The sequence below is a fragment of the Burkholderia sp. JP2-270 genome, assembly GCF_003233675.1.
In the GTDB taxonomy this organism is placed as follows: domain Bacteria; phylum Pseudomonadota; class Gammaproteobacteria; order Burkholderiales; family Burkholderiaceae; genus Burkholderia; species Burkholderia pyrrocinia_C.
This window is the reverse complement of record NZ_CP029825.1, coordinates 1,685,606-1,702,272: the sequence shown is the minus strand read 5'-3', so window position 1 is coordinate 1,702,272 and position 16,667 is coordinate 1,685,606. Positions and strand designations below refer to the sequence as shown.

The 16,667-nt window shown below is 57.1% G+C and carries 10 protein-coding genes and 1 pseudogene; 4 read left to right on the top strand and 7 right to left on the bottom strand.

From position 1 onward, the window contains the following. Nucleotides 1–185: 185 nt before the first annotated feature. The 4 genes and pseudogenes from DM992_RS25545 to DM992_RS42380 all read left to right on the top strand — a co-directional run bounded on the left by DM992_RS25545 (nt 186) and on the right by DM992_RS42380 (nt 5,590). Nucleotides 186–2,225 (top strand): hypothetical protein, encoded by a 2,040-nt coding sequence (locus DM992_RS25545; RefSeq protein ID WP_111019162.1) that lies wholly within the window; start codon nt 186–188, stop codon nt 2,223–2,225. Further along, nucleotides 2,222–3,202, top strand: coding sequence for an ATP-binding protein (locus tag DM992_RS25540; protein WP_111019161.1), 981 nt, complete (start codon nt 2,222–2,224; stop codon nt 3,200–3,202). The genes DM992_RS25545 and DM992_RS25540 overlap by 4 nt, the downstream gene beginning before the upstream one ends. Before the next feature lie 334 nt (nt 3,203–3,536). After that, nucleotides 3,537–4,625, top strand: a complete 1,089-nt coding sequence (locus DM992_RS25535; protein ID WP_239511343.1) for a hypothetical protein — start codon at nt 3,537–3,539, stop codon at nt 4,623–4,625. 198 nt (nt 4,626–4,823) lie between these two features. Continuing rightward, nucleotides 4,824–5,590, top strand: a pseudogene (locus tag DM992_RS42380) (IS5 family transposase). Nucleotides 5,591–5,935: 345 nt separating this feature from the next. Here DM992_RS42380 and DM992_RS25525 read toward each other — a convergent pair. Genes DM992_RS25525 through DM992_RS25490 form a run of 7 tightly spaced genes read right to left on the bottom strand, consistent with a single transcriptional unit; the run spans nt 5,936 to nt 16,664 of the window. Continuing rightward, nucleotides 5,936–7,165, bottom strand: coding sequence for an MFS transporter (locus DM992_RS25525; RefSeq protein WP_111019159.1), 1,230 nt, complete (start codon nt 7,163–7,165; stop codon nt 5,936–5,938). Beyond that, complete coding sequence (locus DM992_RS25520; RefSeq protein WP_162631735.1) at nt 7,146–8,927, bottom strand: carbamoyltransferase C-terminal domain-containing protein; 1,782 nt, start codon at nt 8,925–8,927, stop codon at nt 7,146–7,148. Before DM992_RS25520 ends, DM992_RS25525 begins: the two co-directional genes overlap by 20 nt. A gap of 7 nt (nt 8,928–8,934) precedes the next feature. Next, on the bottom strand, nt 8,935–9,987 hold the full coding sequence (locus DM992_RS25515) for an aldo/keto reductase (RefSeq protein ID WP_111019157.1): 1,053 nt from the start codon (nt 9,985–9,987) through the stop codon (nt 8,935–8,937). After that, a complete protein-coding gene (locus DM992_RS25510) occupies nt 9,980–11,599 on the bottom strand; it encodes an MBL fold metallo-hydrolase (protein WP_111019156.1) in 1,620 nt (539 codons plus the stop codon). Before DM992_RS25510 ends, DM992_RS25515 begins: the two co-directional genes overlap by 8 nt. Next, nucleotides 11,586–12,653, bottom strand: coding sequence for a class I SAM-dependent methyltransferase (locus tag DM992_RS25505; RefSeq protein ID WP_162631734.1), 1,068 nt, complete (start codon nt 12,651–12,653; stop codon nt 11,586–11,588). Before DM992_RS25505 ends, DM992_RS25510 begins: the two co-directional genes overlap by 14 nt. A gap of 20 nt (nt 12,654–12,673) precedes the next feature. Continuing rightward, nucleotides 12,674–15,409 (bottom strand): AMP-binding protein, encoded by a 2,736-nt coding sequence (locus DM992_RS25495; protein WP_111019153.1) that lies wholly within the window; start codon nt 15,407–15,409, stop codon nt 12,674–12,676. Continuing rightward, nucleotides 15,402–16,664, bottom strand: a complete 1,263-nt coding sequence (locus tag DM992_RS25490) for a hypothetical protein (RefSeq protein ID WP_111019152.1) — start codon at nt 16,662–16,664, stop codon at nt 15,402–15,404. Before DM992_RS25490 ends, DM992_RS25495 begins: the two co-directional genes overlap by 8 nt. Nucleotides 16,665–16,667 lie beyond the last annotated feature (3 nt).

Genomic DNA, 16,667 nt, shown 5'->3' with positions numbered 1-16,667 from the left:
GATTTCGGGAACAATCTTTTTGGGCAAAAATTTGCATGAAATTGTATCTTGTCCAAGCGATTTTGGTGACTTTGTAACTAATCCCGCATTGCCGATTTCGATGTACTAGCCTTCTCTCGCAGAAGCATCGCTAGGGCGACCCCGACCAGAATCAAGTCCGTCGCTCGGATGAGGAAAAGCGCGAGATGGCAACTGACGACTCCGAAAAGCAGCCCAAGTTTTCCCAGCGAATAGTGCGGGGGCGGGCCATTGATACGTCCCATTGGGTGACGCCGGACGTAGGCGCGATGACGGATTCTCGACAGGCACGTTATTTCGCGAGGAAGAAGGCTGTTGAGTTGTACTTGGAGGGGGCGACGTCAGAATCGATTGAGCAAGCAACATCTCTCGGTGCAAAGCAGGCGTATCGACTCATCAACGAGCGCTGTCTTGAGACTCATGAAGATGGCCGAGAGTACGGATGGCGGGGATTGATCCCATACGAAAGAGTGCGACCGTATCGGCGTACCAAGCGAATTCGAGTGGATAACTACGGCGGTGGTGCGGCCGGCGCAATGCAGGTCGTTCTGGATGCCCACCCTGAACTAAGGAGAGACTTCGACGCGAGGATTCAAACTATTCCGCGCGCCGGCAAGCTTGCCGAGATCAAGCGCTCAAGAACACGTCATCAGAGTTGGTTTCTCGACCAGCTTCGGGCGCTCGGTTACGAGATACGTAACGAATGGCCCTTTAATACAGCTAGCCGCGGATACTATTCCATAAGACGTTATATTGAAAAGGTTCTGTCTGCGAATCCGAAGGCATTGGCACATGAAGCAGGCGGGCCAGATTTGGTTAAAAAACTGGCGACTGGCGACGGGACCAATCGTCCAGTTTTCAGGTTTATGCAGCGGGTAGAGATGGACGCGCATAAATTGGATGGCCGGTTTTGTGTGCTGCTACCACAGATCGGAGGTGGCTTCCTCGAAAAAATAATCCATCGGCTCTGGGTTATTGTTCTGCTCGAAATAACTTCCAGAGCAGTGATTGGGTATTACCTTAGTTTGAGACGAGAGGTTTCAAAGGACGATGTGCTGCGGGCGATCAAGGGATCGCTGACCCCGTGGGTTCAGCGGCAGGTGACGTTTTGTGAAGAGCCTTACAAGCCTGGAGCAGGATTGCTATCAATTCTCGGCCCAGCCTACATTGGCCTCTGTTGGGACGAAACGAGCGTGGATGGTGCGCTCGCGGAGACCTGCCAACATGTTCGCCAGTCGCTCGAAGAAGTTGTTCGGTCCAAACTGCTTGATCCATCGAATTCATTTTCTAGGCGACGCAGCAAAGACGATCGCCCTTTTATCGAGGCGTTTTTTCGTCATCTGGCTGCGCTGGGATTTCAGCGCCTATCCAATACAACGGGGGCCAAACCAAAAGACAAGAAAGGACGTGACCCGGACGATGTAGCAGTGACGAGTCGATTTCAATACGAGTATGCAGAAGAACTGATCGATGTGCTGATAGCAAACTACAACAGTACGCCGCATCGGAGCATCGGAAATCGTACGCCGCTAGAATACGCAGAGTTCCTCTATCGTCAATCGTCTTCGGCGCTACGGCATGTAGATGCCGAGATGGTCAATTCGATGTTCAGTGTCCGAAAGCTCTGTACCGTCCGAGGCGGAGCTAGTAAGGGGCGTCGACCCTATGTCGAATTCCTCAACGCGACTTATTCGAACGAGGTACTGGGCGCTCGATATGATCTCGTCGGATCAAAGATATGGGTAATTGCACATAGGGAAAATGATGCCCGCATTGCGATGGGGGTCGAGATCAGCGGTACGTCGTTGGGTGTGTTGAGAGCGGCTCCTCCTTGGAATGGTTTGCCGCACAGCTTGGCTGTCCGTACGGCGATTTGCCAAGCGAACAGAGCCAGGAAGTTCGATATTTCACCTGGAATGGATCCCGTTGAGGCATTGATTCATTATTCAGAAGCGCAACCGAAGGGCAAGCTTCCGGTGCACCCGGCATATCTTGAGGCCCGTCGCATTATTGCAGCCGCGGCGACACAATCAGTTGGAGATATGATGCTGGACGCTGCGATGAAGCGGGATGATGAAAATCAAGACGATAAGGAAACCGAATATATTGATTCGAAGAAATCCGATCGGCGCCCAGGTCATGTCAAACGACCAGAAGCGGCGACGCCTTTGCCACCACGGCGGATCGCGTCGACGAGGTCACGATGACATTCTCGCTCCCAAAACATATTGACCCCACTCACTGCATCGTAACGCAGCAGTATGCGGTCTATACACTGCCCATACACGAAATGATATCCAAGATTGGCGATTGGATCGATCAGCAGTGTCCAGGGGCGTATCTCATGGGGGCATCGCGCCTTGGGAAGTCAAGATGTATTCAGTATTTCCTCGCTCAAGTGCTACGCGAGCGCTTCGAGGTCGAGCTTCCTCTCATTGTCTGGATTCGCCCGCCCGACAGTCAATTGAGCGAGGCGGGCTTCTGGCACATGTTGCTGCGAGCTTCGCGATTTGCGCTCGTCAATGTGGCGAAGCCGCCACCGCGCGCAGAAGGGCGTTACATGTGTCTGCAACGCTTCATTGCGATTGCAGAGTGGGCACGCCGAAACTATGTGATCTTGTTGATAGACGAAGCACAGGGTATGACATTGCGAGAATGGCAGTGGTTGATGGGACTGCAGAACGATCTCGACGAAAAGGGGTATCTGCTGAGCGTCATTTCAGTCGGATCGCACCAACTGAACTACAAGTACGACTATTTCGCAGGCACCGGAAATGCCCATGTTTCGGCTCGATTCATGGCATCACATGCGCAGTTTCATGGCTTGCGTACAACGGAAGAGTTGGAGTGCGTATTGACAGGCTACGATGTCGACTCTCGATGGCCCGAGGGTAGCAATGTTTCATTTCTCGAGTATTTTGCGCCAAAATATTTTTCAATGGGGCGGAGGTTGGTTGACTGCAGTCCTGATCTCTGGAAATCTTTGCAAAGCCTATCCCCCGATAGTGCCAAGCGATTCGGGGAGTTCCCTATGCAGCATATCGCTCGAACTATTGAGGCGACGCTTTTTGAATTGGCCCGAGGAGACGATTGGGATGAGGTGACATCATATGAAAACTGGCTAAAGCGGTTAGCTAAGACAAATTTCTCTGACCACATGCGGATTATTTGTCCGCCATCGTAGCATGACATATCTAGAGTTTAATTGGTGGAGCGGATGCGCGAGGGCATATGAGTCGGGGTTCAGCATTTTTCTGCGGTTCTGCGAACTCAATCACCTTAGCATTCGAAGAGCCCAAGAAGTCTTGGCATTTAACCCTCATCGACCATTCAGCTCGCCTGACACAGAGATTGATCGGCTAGCGGCTCTACTAGGCGAGTCTTCCTCAAGGCTTCGTACGGCATTTTATCCAGATCTTAGTTTGAGCAGTTGCGGAAGCTACAGTCTGAACCCGGGCGGTCGCGACGAGCGTGTCATTCGATTTTGTCCCGAATGCGCGAGACTTGGATACCACAGCATGTTCCATGAAGTCGCATGGTTAGTCATGTGCCCATTCCATGGTGTTCCGTTACAAGTTGCTCAACCCCCTAGGTATTACGGCACCATACTAGAACACTATATAAGGACACTTCAATATGTAATGAAAATTCATTGTGCTGGCTGGCCCCTTGTTCAACGTGGGCCCGCGGATGACGGACTTGGTAGTGTGCCGGCCAGCATTCTAGATTGGGCGAGCCGATCAACAAAATCAAGTGCTGAATTTTCAGATAAAGATATTTTGTTATTGAATTCTCGTGGATTGTCTGATTCATCGTTTAATCTTCATAAGCTTGGTCAAATCTATGTCATCGAGCCGGTGCCAGAAGAGATAAAAATGTATGTGAAATCCGTCGATGTTAATTGGAGAATCGAATATCGACGATTTGATAGGGGTGGCGGATATTTTTATCCTGATGTAGAAGGTAGGCGTGCGATTTCAGTTCTATTTGATTTCTATATGAAAACACAGCCTCTATCGCATAATCCGCCACCATATGTCGAGTATTTAAACAGCCTGATTGAGGCGCTTCGAACTAAGCAGATCGCGTGTCGCTGCGATTGCTTCGATGTAGTAGAGACAACAGGGGAAGTTCTTTGGCGCAAGGTGATTGGAGTGCACGGTCAGAGCTACAGGCGACGGTGTCCCTACGAAATGACATTGGACGAACTCGAAGCTCGATGGGGGCGCTGGACCGAAGTTTGGGCGAAGCGTCTCGCGGATCAGGAGTTTGGCAGATTGATCGTTCTTTCGCAAAGCGCTCGAGATTTCGGCTTTGTTCGATTGGCGAGCGACGATGCGACGTGTTCTGATGAGTACTTCCAGCACCTGCATAGTCCCTTCGATAACTATACGTGGACCCTCGAACCTTCCGAACTTGACTTGCTTAATGCGGCGGCGAAGTGGCAGATCGAGGCTGAGTTTGACTCAATGACTGTGTGGTTGGATAGCCTCAACAGCGACAGAGAACCATTAGAGTACGCGCATCCGGCGGGCTTCGTCCGTATTCAGTCAGACGGCGACGAGCTAGTGTTGATGCGCTGGGTTCGCGACGTTGATGCCTCATAGTGTTATCTACCGTGAGACGATTTCGGGAGAATCTCGACTTCATTTATTGACCTACTCTAGAACCGCGGCCTCCGGACTGACGGGGATAGGTAGTTGAGCGAGGGTGCTTGCGGTCTATAAGAGCCGAGCATATCTATGGCTAACTAAGAGTCACAACACAACTTGGACGTAGGGCTGCACACGCCATATTGTGGCGGCATGGCAAGACGTAAACTCAGATCGGATTTGTGGGCGGTGCTGGAACAACCGATTCCAGAGTTCACGCCATCGAGCGAGGGTGGACGACGATGCGCGATCGATGATCGAATAGCGCTAAATGACATCTTGTATGTACGCAAACCGGTATTCCGTGGGATGGTTTCCCCTAGGAGTTGAGCTTTGGCATGACGAGCTGACGATGTCTACGAGACTAGCAAGACGATGGCGTATGGAAACGACTTCATCTGGCGACGCTTCGTCGGCTGCATGACCACGACCAGGTCGATTGGGAACTGGCAACCTCGATGGAGCTAGCGTCCCCTAGGAGGCAGGAAGCCGGCCCAGACCCGACAGATCGAGGTCGGTTCGGATCTAAGCGGCACATCGTCGTAGACGCACGCAGCGTCCAGCTACCTGTCACGGTCACAGGCGCCAACCGGCAGAATTCGATGGTGTTCGAGTCTATGCTTGACGCCATTCCGGCAGTGCTGGCTTTGAGCGGATAACCGCGTAAGCGTCCGGGAAAAAACTGAATGCGAACAAGGGGTATGTCTTTGCTCGTTGTCAGCGTTATGTGAAAGGCGCGGCATCAAGGCCAGCCAGAATTTCCAGTCGCGGCCTAGGAAGTAGCGAGCGGCTCGGTCGGCATCGCTGTCGTCGAGCGCACGCGTGCTTGGCTCACAGGGTTCGCCAGCTTTGGACTTGCTTCGAGCGACGCCGTGATTCATGTCGCTTTGCTCTTTTTGGTGGCTGCTGTTATCTACTAGCGATTATCGCACCATGGGCTTCACGCTCGGGCGACATCCGTTGGCGCTGCTGCATGATCGCTTAAAGTGGGTCGCTTTTACGCGTGCATCAACATGCGGCCTCAGGATAATGCCTTGAAAAACTCGTACCGCCACGAGGGGGGGCGACATGCGATGCAGCCCCGCCCGCATGTCAGCGCCCATATCTGAGTCGCGCACTTGAATCGTTTCCGTCCGGCTGCCCCGAAGTGGGTTCGCCATCAACTTCCCGGCAGCACTGGCCCAGCCGTTCCGCTATACAACTCCGCCCGCAGCGCTCCCGTCCGGTACAGGTTCGCACGGAACCGCATGCGACCGCATTCCCCGTCACGACTCCGGCTTGGCGAGTCGCGGCTCCAGTTCCGGCTGATCCCTCATGGACTCGATGCGCCAAAACCCGCCGAAGCGCAGCAGTGCCAAAACAACCGCAAACACCGTTGCCCCGGTCCCGAACATGATCCAGCGATTGGGCAACGCGGACAGGGTCGAGACGATCAACCCGCCAATCGGAAATCCGAGCAGTGAGATAACCATAACAATGGACGCCGCACTAGCGAATCCTTCTGGCGGCAACAGGTTGTTCCGGAGGGTTCTCGACCACACGGAAAACGGTAGTGAAATGGCCATGGTCAACGCGCTGACCGCGAAGAAAAATACGCCGGACACCACTATCTGCGCCATCAGGAACATAGGGATGAGGAGCACTGACGCTCGCCCCAGCAACTTCATCCTGCCGGCAAGCGCGGGACGACTGTAAGCGAGGTGAAATAAACCGGATAGCACCGCGCCCGATGTAAACAGCAACGCAACATCGCGCTTGCCGAGGCCGTACTCACCGATCACGATATCCGGGATCAGCGTGATTAACACCGCGAGCACCGTATTGATAAGGAGCATGCACAGCGCGAGAGTGACTAGCCGCTGGTTCCGGACGAGCCGGTCCGCCAGAATCCTGAACGGTACCCGTTCCCCCCGCTCTGCATCGGAAGCCACCGCTTTCGGAATCACCGCGTAGAACAGGAAGGCCAGGCACGCGAACAGCAGCGCATAGAGCAGAAAGAACTGCTGCACGCTGAACGCAGCGATGACCGAAACTCCGATCAGCGGCGCGGCAATCTGATTGGCCTGCTGGGACACGGAGAAGAACGAGTAATAACTGCTGACCTGCGCATTCGGCACTCGGGACGCGACATACTTCTCGAAGCTCAGATATGCCACGATGTTGGCGGCGGAAGCCAGCGCGGCAAATAGCAGCATCAGTGCGATGTTCGGCAGCACGCCGGTTAGCAGCACCAACATCAGCGCGACGACCGCCCTGAGAATCGATGGGTGGAAAAAGCAGGCGCGGCACCCGAACCTGTCCACGAGCCAGCCCGCGATGGGCAACAACAGAATCGTCGGTAACCACTCAAGCACGACGATCATCCCCAGCATCTGCTTGCTGCCTGTCAGTTGGTACACATAGAGTGGCAGGACGAACAGTGCTAGCCGTTCCAGAAACGTCTGTAGAAGAACGACGCTCTTCAGCCCGATCAGCTTATCGATCAATTGAATCACTCCCTCTTCTGATCACGTAGTTTCCGATGTACAGCGCGTCCAGATTGGCTGTGAAAAGCGTCGCAATCGCCTCTCTCGCGGTGCGTACAATGGGTTGCCCTTTGATATTGAACGACGTATTCAATACCACCGGCATCGACGTGCGCCGTTGCACCTCGTCCAGCAGTGCCCAGTATTTTTCGGATTTCTCGCGGTTGACTGTCTGCACGCGAGCCGTTCCATCGACGTGCGTGATGGCGGGCAGAGACGCGACCCACTCCTTTCGAACCGGAATCGTATATAGCATATGCGGCGACTCGAAATTATCCGGCAGTTCGAAGTAGGTATTCGCGCACTCGTATTTCACCGACGGCGCGAAAGGGCGAAATTCCTCGCGCTTCTTGATGCGCGCATTAACCCGCTCTTTCATGTCCGGCGCGCCCGGATTGGCCAAGATGCTGCGATTTCCCAATGCGCGCTGACCGAATTCCATGCGGCCTTGCACCCATGCAATGATGTTGTTGTCCTTGATATCGCCGGCTGCAGCCTCAAGCAAAGCCGTGTCATCCAGTTTCTGGACATCGATGCTGGATCCAAATTCGCTGATGGACGCCCTAATCTCATCTTCGTCGATTTCATGCCCCCAGTACGGCAGGTCATTGGCCAGAAAGCTGGCACGTTTCCCATTCGATTTCTCGACATGAAGCAGCATCGCGGCGCCGACGGCAGTGCCACCATCGTCCGCCGCAGGCGGGATGAAGATCTGCTTGAACAGCCCGCTGCGCAGCAGCTTACCATTGGCCGTGCAATTCAGCGCCACCCCGCCCGCAAAACAGATATTCTCGGCACCTGTTTGCTCTTTCCAATGGCGGATCACATGGAACAGCGCTTCTTCAATGCGTTGCTGTAACGCCGCCGCGAAGTCCCGATGGGCCTGCGTAATGGTCTCGCCAGCCTCGCGCGCCTTGATCACGTGTTCATCCAGCCAGCGCCGGAAGCCCCGGCCGGTCTGTCGCTCCAGTTCGTTGACGTTGCGCTCGAAAGCTCGGACCACGACAGTTCCGCCGTCGGACAGTTCGACCATGTCCTGGAAGGCGCGTCTGAACACTTCGGGATCGCCGTAAGGCGCCAGCCCCATAATCTTGTATTCGTCGGAGTTCACCCAGAAGCCCAAATGTGCCGTGATCTGAGAATACAGAATGCCCAGCGAACTGAGCGTGCCCTGTTGATGCAGCAGATTCAGCGCATGACCATGCCCCTCGTAGACCGAAATGGCGGTCATCTCGCCCAGACCGTCGGCGACAATCACTAGCGACCGTTCGAATCCGGACGGATAGAATGCCATCGCCGCATGCGCCAGATGATGATTGCAGGGTGTATACAGCGTGTCGACATGGTCGAGCGAGAAGTGTTCCCTCCAGAGATCGGCCTGAATCTTCGGTGCCAGCACCTGATCGTAGTACCGGGAATTGCGCTCACCGAGTTTGAACAGCTTCTGATAGGCCTGATAGTCGAAGCTGTGGGTGATCGCATCGAGGTCGGATGCGACGATCCCGGCCACATCCAGGCAGTACTGGATCGCGTGGCGCGGAAAGTCGGACGTAAATTTTTCGCCGGTGAATCGTTCCTCAGCCGCTGCTGCAACGATCTCCCCATCGATCATCAGGCAGACCGACGAATCCATCCCCTGACACATCGCATATTCGTTTTCCGTCAGGCCGTCAAAAGCCTCTCGGCGATAACGCACGGATCCGTTCAGGCCGTTGTAACCCAGTATTTTCACGAAGACCTCAGTTGCTCAGTTGAAATTCCTGCATGTCGACTTCGGGATATCGCTCACCGAATCGAGGCTGCAGCTTGATGAGTGCGTCGAACTGCGCGAATACCGAATCCGCCGCCGCACCGAAGCGAATGTTCGACTTCAGATGTCCGGGATTTGACGTACCGATCACCGGGTGAATGTATTGCTGCCGGCTCTGGGACACCCACCTTATCCAGCCCAACGCCGCCTGATTCAACGTCATGCCGGTCGCCTTGCACGCGGTCTCCAGTTGCCCGACGGCACGCCTGACGGCTTCAAGGCTGCCGCCCTGATAGCGCGGAATCCCGCTTCGACAATCTTCCTCGCCGATGTGCTGTGTCGCGCCGGAAAGGAAGCCTCGCGAGAGCGGGCTGTACGCATAGAAACGCACGCCCCTTTCGCGGCAGGCGTCAAATACACCGTCGTTCAGGGGAGTTGCCCGAAGCATCGAGAATTCGGATTGCACCGCATCCAGTCGGCAGACGCCGGCGCTGAGATCCGTCAGGATGCGGTCCGCCTCCATGATCGTGCCGGCATCCACCTCGGACAGGCCGATATGACGGATTTTTCCCGCGCGCTTCAAGCCGGCAAGCGCGTCGAGCGACGCCTTCAAATGCGCGCGCCCGACATCCAACCGATGCAAGTAGAAGAGATCCAGATAGTCGGTCTGCAGCGCGTCAAGCGACGCTTCGCACGACGACACGATGTATTCAGGCGAGTTGTCGACGACCCGGCCCCAACCGCCGCTCGTTAGCCGGATGCCGCACTTGCTGGCGATGAAAACGCCTGCACGGTCAACCTGAAGCTGACGGAGATGCTGCCCCAGTAACTGCTCTGAGGTAGGACCGCTGTCCACCGGCGCATAGCAGTCGGCGGTATCGAACTGATTAATTCCGGCGTCAAGCGCAGCCTGAACGACGAGCGCGCTGCTATCCGTGGACCGTCGGCCGTAAACCGGCGCCGACCAGTTCATGGTCCCTACGCACAGATCATGTACATCCCGGCCGGACGCGGTGGTCAAGACTCGCTGCGGTTCAGGCATGAGCCATCTCCTCTAGATGCCTGGTGCCGTTCAGCACCGCGACGCGCTTGTGCATCCGGTCGCATGAGTCGACAAATATATCGATCTCATCCTGGATTTTTGTATCGCCATCTGCTTCGACAGCCATGATTGGCGCGAGCCACGGCTCTCTGCCCAACGCGTACACGAAGACCATTGAGGGCCGAAATGCACTGACCAGTTCGGACGCGCGACGCGAACATGATCCGTTTAGGCGCCGCGTTTCCGCATGCACGCGCCCAGTCTGGCGCGCCATCATCGGCCCGTACAGCCAAGTGAAAGGCGCGCCTTTCGACTCCATGCCAATAAACATGATGTCGATATCGCGCTCCGCGAGTTTCGCTATCTGCTCGAGATGGCGCGTGTTATCGAAACGCGCGTCGGCTACGAACAGATATCCGCTATACGCAGTTGAAACGACGAACATCGCCTTCGAGGTGACGTTCAACTCGCCATGCTCACCCTGGAACGGAAGCGCCTGAACGGAGACCGTCTCGCCGATCGGAAACGTCTGGAAGCTCTTCAACTCCACGACGTTCTCGAATCCCATGGATCGCAGCACCATGTATGGCGAAGGGTCGAGCAGCGTCGAGCCGGCGCAGCTGGGAACGAGAATCCTCGTGACCCGGTGCCGGATGTTGAGCAGGGTCTCGATGCAGAAGTGATCGATGTGCAGATGTGTGATCAGCACCGCGTCGATTCTTTCCGGCAGATCCGCGATCGTCAGCCGCGCTTCGTCCTTACGCGTCGCATAGCTGATGAACGGGTCGACCAGCACGCTTAGGCCGCCAGAGCGGACGAGAACGCAAGCGTGGCCGAAATAGTCCACTTCGTCGCGATCTGTCCGCGCCACGTCGATCCTGGACCGGAGCGGCTCGCGCGTGAACAGTGCCAGGAAGTCAGCCGTGCGCGCATCGTCGACGCCCAGCGCTGCGCAAAGCGAGTGCACTTCGGTCTCGTCGATGCCGCGCGATCGGGAGGCAAGCAGGCGTTGCACCCCCTCGTCGTCGAAGCCTCGCTGAATCGAAAATGCGTTCGGCCCAGCGAGCCTGGGCGTACTCAGTGCGAAGTCCTTTTCATCGGGGTCGCCCTCGTAGATCAGGAACGACTGCAGCGACCGGTCGAAATACCGGCTCCGATAAAGCATCGGTTCATTGATGCTGAAATGCGCGCGGTTCCATGCGTCGTAGCTCAACTCGACGCAGGCGGCGAGGTCGTCCGGCAGCGCGGCCAGATAGTGGGTCAGCGAGGAGCCCGTTTCATCAGCCAACGTTTCGCCCAGCCGGTCGAAAGCGTCGGCCAACTGAAACAGCGGCAGCAGTTGTCCGGTCAGTTCGTCATACAGGCGCCTGGCCGACTCAACCTTATCGTGGTGAAGCGTCAGGAATGGCCCGCCCTTCAACCGTGGGTCGCTGACCGCCTTCACGTGCGTCTGCGGCGCATCGACAAACGACTTGAGTAACTTTCCCACCAGCCGCCTCAGTAGCATGGCAGCGGAGGCGGGCTGAAACAGGTACGGGGAGGCGCGGTATCGCGCTATCAGCGGCTCAACGATCACCTCGGATTTCAGATATAGCCGCTCAGGCCTGCTCACGGTGCTCGCCCTCTTTCTGGATCACGTAGAATTGCACGACGGAGCCATCCTCGACTGCGGCTACGCAGGAATGTACGCGACAGCCCTCGCCAAGCAGTTCCGACCTATTAAGCAGAACCGGCGTGTGCCCGAACAGAACGGCATATCCGCCGTCCTTCAAGCAGCGCATCACCGACCGGAACAGGTCCAGCGCTTTTGAACGTGACACCACTTCGGCATTCAGGAAGCGGAAGAAGATCAGATCGACAGACTTTTCCGCGGGCTTCGGATGCAACGAATCCCCCACGTGGAGTTCATCGGCCTTGCCCTCGGCAAACCTGATCATGTCGGCGCTGATGTCCTGTCCGATCGTATAGATGCCGGGATGCGCCTGCTTCAATTCGAACAGAAATTGCCCCGTCGAGCAGGCAGGGTCGTACACCACGAGATTTTGGGTGTTGAGTTTGTTCAGGAAACGGGCGGACAACGCGCGCAAGTAGATCTCGCCCAGCCCCAACAGGTGCGCGCGATGCTCATCGATGTGCCAGCCGTTGCCCGGAGTGTTGATCTCGACCTTGTCCGCGCCGACCAGTTGGACAAAGGGATAATGAATCTCCGCCGCCGCCGCCGCCGCCGCCGCCGCCGCCGACGACGACGCCGACGACGACGCCGACGCCGACGCCGACGCTTTCAGCGAGGCGAGCACCGCCTCGATCTCGCGTTTCTCCATCTCCGTATAAAATACCTCGACGCCTTCTTGCGAGGTCTGAAAGTATTCGAGTCTGCCGAGGATCATCTCGCTAGAAATCTTCGAGCAGAAGAAACCCGGCGACCCGTGCGTCGTGACGATATCGGACAGGATCTTCGATCCAACGAACGATTGTCCGCCGGTCTTGACGACGAAAAAGCGGTGCGGCTGACCGTCCCACCGTTCGTCGGCCGAGCGAATCGCGCCTGGATGGTAATCGCCAGTTTCGAATTTCCTGACCCGCGCCTCCCGCTCCTGATATTCGTGACGGTAGATCTCCGGAGAAACCTTGATTGCCTCGTCCCAAATGTCTACGAATTTATGCATTTTCAGTCCCGGTAACTTGACTAGACCAGTACATCTTCAAGGTAAGCAATCATCACTTCGGCCGAGCGATGCGACGACTTGGCGGTCTCATAGAACCGTTTCAGCGAATCGGTCTTTGTGCGGGATCCCGGCGCGACGGGCAGATAGTCGAACGTGGCTTGGTTGTAGATGGAGCTAAATGGCGCAAGCGGACACTCGGGCCGATTGCTGAACCAGACGCGCAAGTTTTGGCCGAACTCCTCGGGATCCGCGCTGGAAACAGGCGATGACGTGAGATTTGCCACGTGCTGCAAGACCTCGTCGAACGACACGGTTTCGCTGGAGTTCACTTCGACGAGCGAACCCCAGAGCGCTGGGTAACGCATCACTTCATCAATCATCTCGGCCACGAAACCTGCGGAAACCGCATCGATATCGCCGACCCCGGCCGGGAACTGGCCCATCTCGAGGCATTGCCTGATTCGAGCGGTCATGTGATCCCGGTCTGCCCGCTGTCGCGACTTTTCCCCCACGACGAGCGGCAGGCTCAGTACCTTCGTATCGAGCGCGCCGGAGGCGCCGCGCACCAGTTCCTGCGCCATCCACTTTGAGATGTCATACGCGCTTTGTGCGCGCTTCGGATCGGCCTGGGCACTGCTGGAACCCAGATAGATGAACTGGGTGCATGCCGCCAGCAGCGCGGAGTGCAGCAGGACCGAAGTCGCTTTGACGTTCGGCGCGAACAACTTGGCAAGCGGATAGACATGGTTCACCTCGGCCGCCGCGTGGATCACGTGGGTGACAGCATGGTCGCGCAGCAGCCGGGTTCCCTGCTCGAGAGACAGGCTGTTCAGATCGACTTCCACGCATTCGCTTGCGCCCAGTTCCGCGAGTTCGGCGGCCGTGCGCGGATTACGGGTGGCGGCAATTACGCGGACCCCGCCATTGCGCGCTAGATGAGCCAGGACTTCGCGACCGATGATGCCCGTTCCGCCCGTCAGGAAAACGGTGACGGGCGGCGACCGAGGCGGGTCGAGGCGGGCGCCCAGTTCCGATGCAGCGGCCCGAATGGTGGCCAGATGCGCGTCGAACTCCATGAACGCTTGCTCAAGCCCGTTCGAGGACGCCGCTAGGGGCGCGTCGATCTGCGCGGACAAGCCGGCAATCGTAGGCGTATCGAGAAACTTGTCGAGATCCAACTCCTTGCCGACCCGGCCTTCAAAGGCCACCATCAATTCCGTGATCAGCAGCGAGTCGCCGCCATTTTCAAAGAAGTCCTGATGTTCCGACAAGGCTCGGCCCAGCACCTTCGCGAAAATCTCGGCCGCCATGCCAGTGCCGTCCGCGACGACGGAAGCAACAGGCGGTGTCAGGCTCCTGCGGTCGATCTTCCCTGCCGCGTTCAGAGGCATCCGCTCGTACTTCACGCAGTGCCGGGGCAATGCGTGGCTTGGCAAGCTTTCCTTCAGCACGGTACGAACGCGTGTATCCGGTAGGCTTCCTTCGTAGTGCAGGCAAAGTCCGTCGTCCTCGACGGTCAGGGTCGCTAGATCGATGCCGGTGATCTTCGTCACTAGGGCCTCGATCCCACGGAGGTGAAGTTGCTGCCCTCGTACCTTGACTTTGGCATCGCTGCGCCCCAGCAGCAGCAATTCGCCCTTCTCGTTGATTTGCCCTAGGTCTCCCGTGTTGAACACTAGTTCGCCCTGGCTGTTGCGGAAATAACCCTGTTCTGGATTCGTCGTGACGACCTGTCCCACGTAGCCCGCGCCCACGCCCAGCCCGCCGATCACCACGAGCCCGCTGCTGCCCGCGGGCAGGGCTTCGCCCCTCAGATCGGCGATGTAGGCTCGGAGATGACCAATGGGCTCGCCCACGTTGTTGTCCGCGATGCGGCCGATCTGCTTCGTGTGTGTGCAGACCGTCGCTTCACAGGGCCCGTACGCATTGATCACGGCCACGTGATCCGGGATGCCGCTCAGGAGATTCTGCGGAATCGGCTCCCCGGCAAGCACTAGCGTCTCCAGCTTGCCGAGGGATTCGGGATCGAGCCGCACCGCGACGGACGGCGTCAGCGTCAGGTGGCTCAGGTTTCCGATATCACGCTTCAGGCTCTGGACAAGCGCATTGTCTCGCGCGTCTAGAATGAACAACGTGCAGCCGTTGAACAGGCTCACGAAGATCTCAGAGAAGATTGCGTCGAAGCTAACGGACGATGCGAGGCCCACCACCGCGCCCGGTCGCAGCCCGAACCGAATCCCTTGCTCATGAATCAGGTTAGCCAGCCCCTGCCGGGTGATTCTGCAAAACTTCGGTTCGCCAGTGGAACCGGAGCTTCTCGCGAGATACGCGATGTCCTGCCAGCCGGTGCAGGCAAACTGCGCGTGGGTATCGAACCGACAAGCGCTCGCGACAGAGACCGCCTCCGTTTCTCCGTCGCCGGCCAGCGACACGGTCAGGAACGGCTCGAGGCGCTCGCGATCGCGCGCTAGCACCGACTCCGTCTCATGAGGGTTGGTCACGAAAAACGGCACGCGCATGGACAGGCACGCGACTGCCAAAACGACCAGCTGATACGACCTCGGCAAGCACAATTCGACCACGTGCTGCGCTCCGGCGCCCCACTCCCGAAGCAGATGTTCTGCCTCCTCCTGCCACTGACGGAACAGCGCGTGGTCAACGCGGTGCTGCCGGTTGACCAGGACCGGATACTCGGGATGACAGGCAAAGATCTCGTACAGGGAGGATTCGAGGCAAGGAATCGCTTGTTCACGCATCGCCGATCACTCCGACTTCAATCGAGTACGAGCGAATGATGGATCGAGCATCCGCTTGCGCCTGTTCCGCGCTCGCATTGCACAGGATGAATTTTCCGGAGGCGGGAAACGGCATCGCCGCAACATTGAGCTTCGCACCGACACCCGGGGTGTCGTGATGCAGCACAGAATCGGGCAGCAGGCTCAGACCGTTGACCTTTTCGACCTCGCACGGCTTCGTCGTCGGCAGCGCGATATAAACATAGGTGCCGACTTTTCCCGTATCGATCGAGCGGGTGGGACCCGCATACTGGGAGGCCTGCCCTAGGTCGACCCGGATCGACTCGGCCACGATGTCGAAATCGAACACCTTCTTCAGGGTCGGAGAAACACCTGCGCCGCCGAACCGGTTGCCGATCTCCAAAAACACCAAGTCGTCATCCGGCGTGCAAAACACCTCGCCGTGAAACACGCCGCGCTCCAGTCCGAGTTCGCGAATCACGTCCAACCCCAGCTCCTGTACGCGCGCGAACAGGCTCGGATCGTCGATGGTATAGGAAACCAGATGCTGTCCCTCGTGCACAACCTCGAAGCAACCGTGGAAATACTCTGAGACGCTGAAAAACCTGAACGCACCGTTCTCGTACAAACCATCGAAATGCAGCAGCCGGCCTTCGATGAATTCTTCCGCCTCCACTTCGCTTACGTCGTCCAGCTCGCGCAGATAGTCGACACATGACGCCGCATCCGTGAAGACGCGAATCCCCTGCGCCGCCGCCTGCGACTTTGGTTTGACGATGACCTTGGCGCTGCGCGCGAACAGCTCATCGACCTTCCCGGCGATATCCGCTTCGTCGCTGAACGCGACGAACCACGGATAGCGAATGTCCGAGTTCCGCAGCGCGGATTTCATGACGACCTTGTCGCGGAACCGCTCGGCTATGAGCGGCTTTGTGCCGGCAAGTCCATAACGTTCGCGGAGTTTCGCAGCGGGCAACGTCACGTGTTCGAACATGCCTACGATTGCGGTCGGTTTGCCGAACGCCGCTGACAGTTCATCGGCGAGCGACTCGATCTGATCCATCGCATTGTGGTACTCGTTCAGGTTGAGATTGTGCGCAACCTTCAGTTCCTTCACCGCGGCGAACTTTGTCAGTTCATCCGGATACAGCTCAAGGAGCTTGCTGTGGATGATCACCGTCACGTTGGCGTGCTCGAAGTCGATGAAGCTCTTGAACGCCGGATGAAATCCGATATGCAGAATATGCTCTTTCATCAC

Excerpts from the sequence above, each read along its gene's own strand:
- DM992_RS25545 (WP_111019162.1), top strand. The coding sequence starts at position 186 with ATGGCAACTGACGACTCCGAAAAGCAGCCCAAGTTTTCCCAGCGAATA.
- DM992_RS25495 (WP_111019153.1), bottom strand. The coding sequence starts at position 15,409 with ATGCGTGAACAAGCGATTCCTTGCCTCGAATCCTCCCTGTACGAGATC.
- DM992_RS25540 (WP_111019161.1), top strand. The coding sequence starts at position 2,222 with ATGACATTCTCGCTCCCAAAACATATTGACCCCACTCACTGCATCGTA.
- DM992_RS25515 (WP_111019157.1), bottom strand. The coding sequence starts at position 9,987 with ATGCCTGAACCGCAGCGAGTCTTGACCACCGCGTCCGGCCGGGATGTA.
- DM992_RS25490 (WP_111019152.1), bottom strand. The coding sequence starts at position 16,664 with ATGAAAGAGCATATTCTGCATATCGGATTTCATCCGGCGTTCAAGAGC.
- DM992_RS25505 (WP_162631734.1), bottom strand. The coding sequence starts at position 12,653 with ATGCATAAATTCGTAGACATTTGGGACGAGGCAATCAAGGTTTCTCCG.
- DM992_RS25535 (WP_239511343.1), top strand. The coding sequence starts at position 3,537 with ATGTTCCATGAAGTCGCATGGTTAGTCATGTGCCCATTCCATGGTGTT.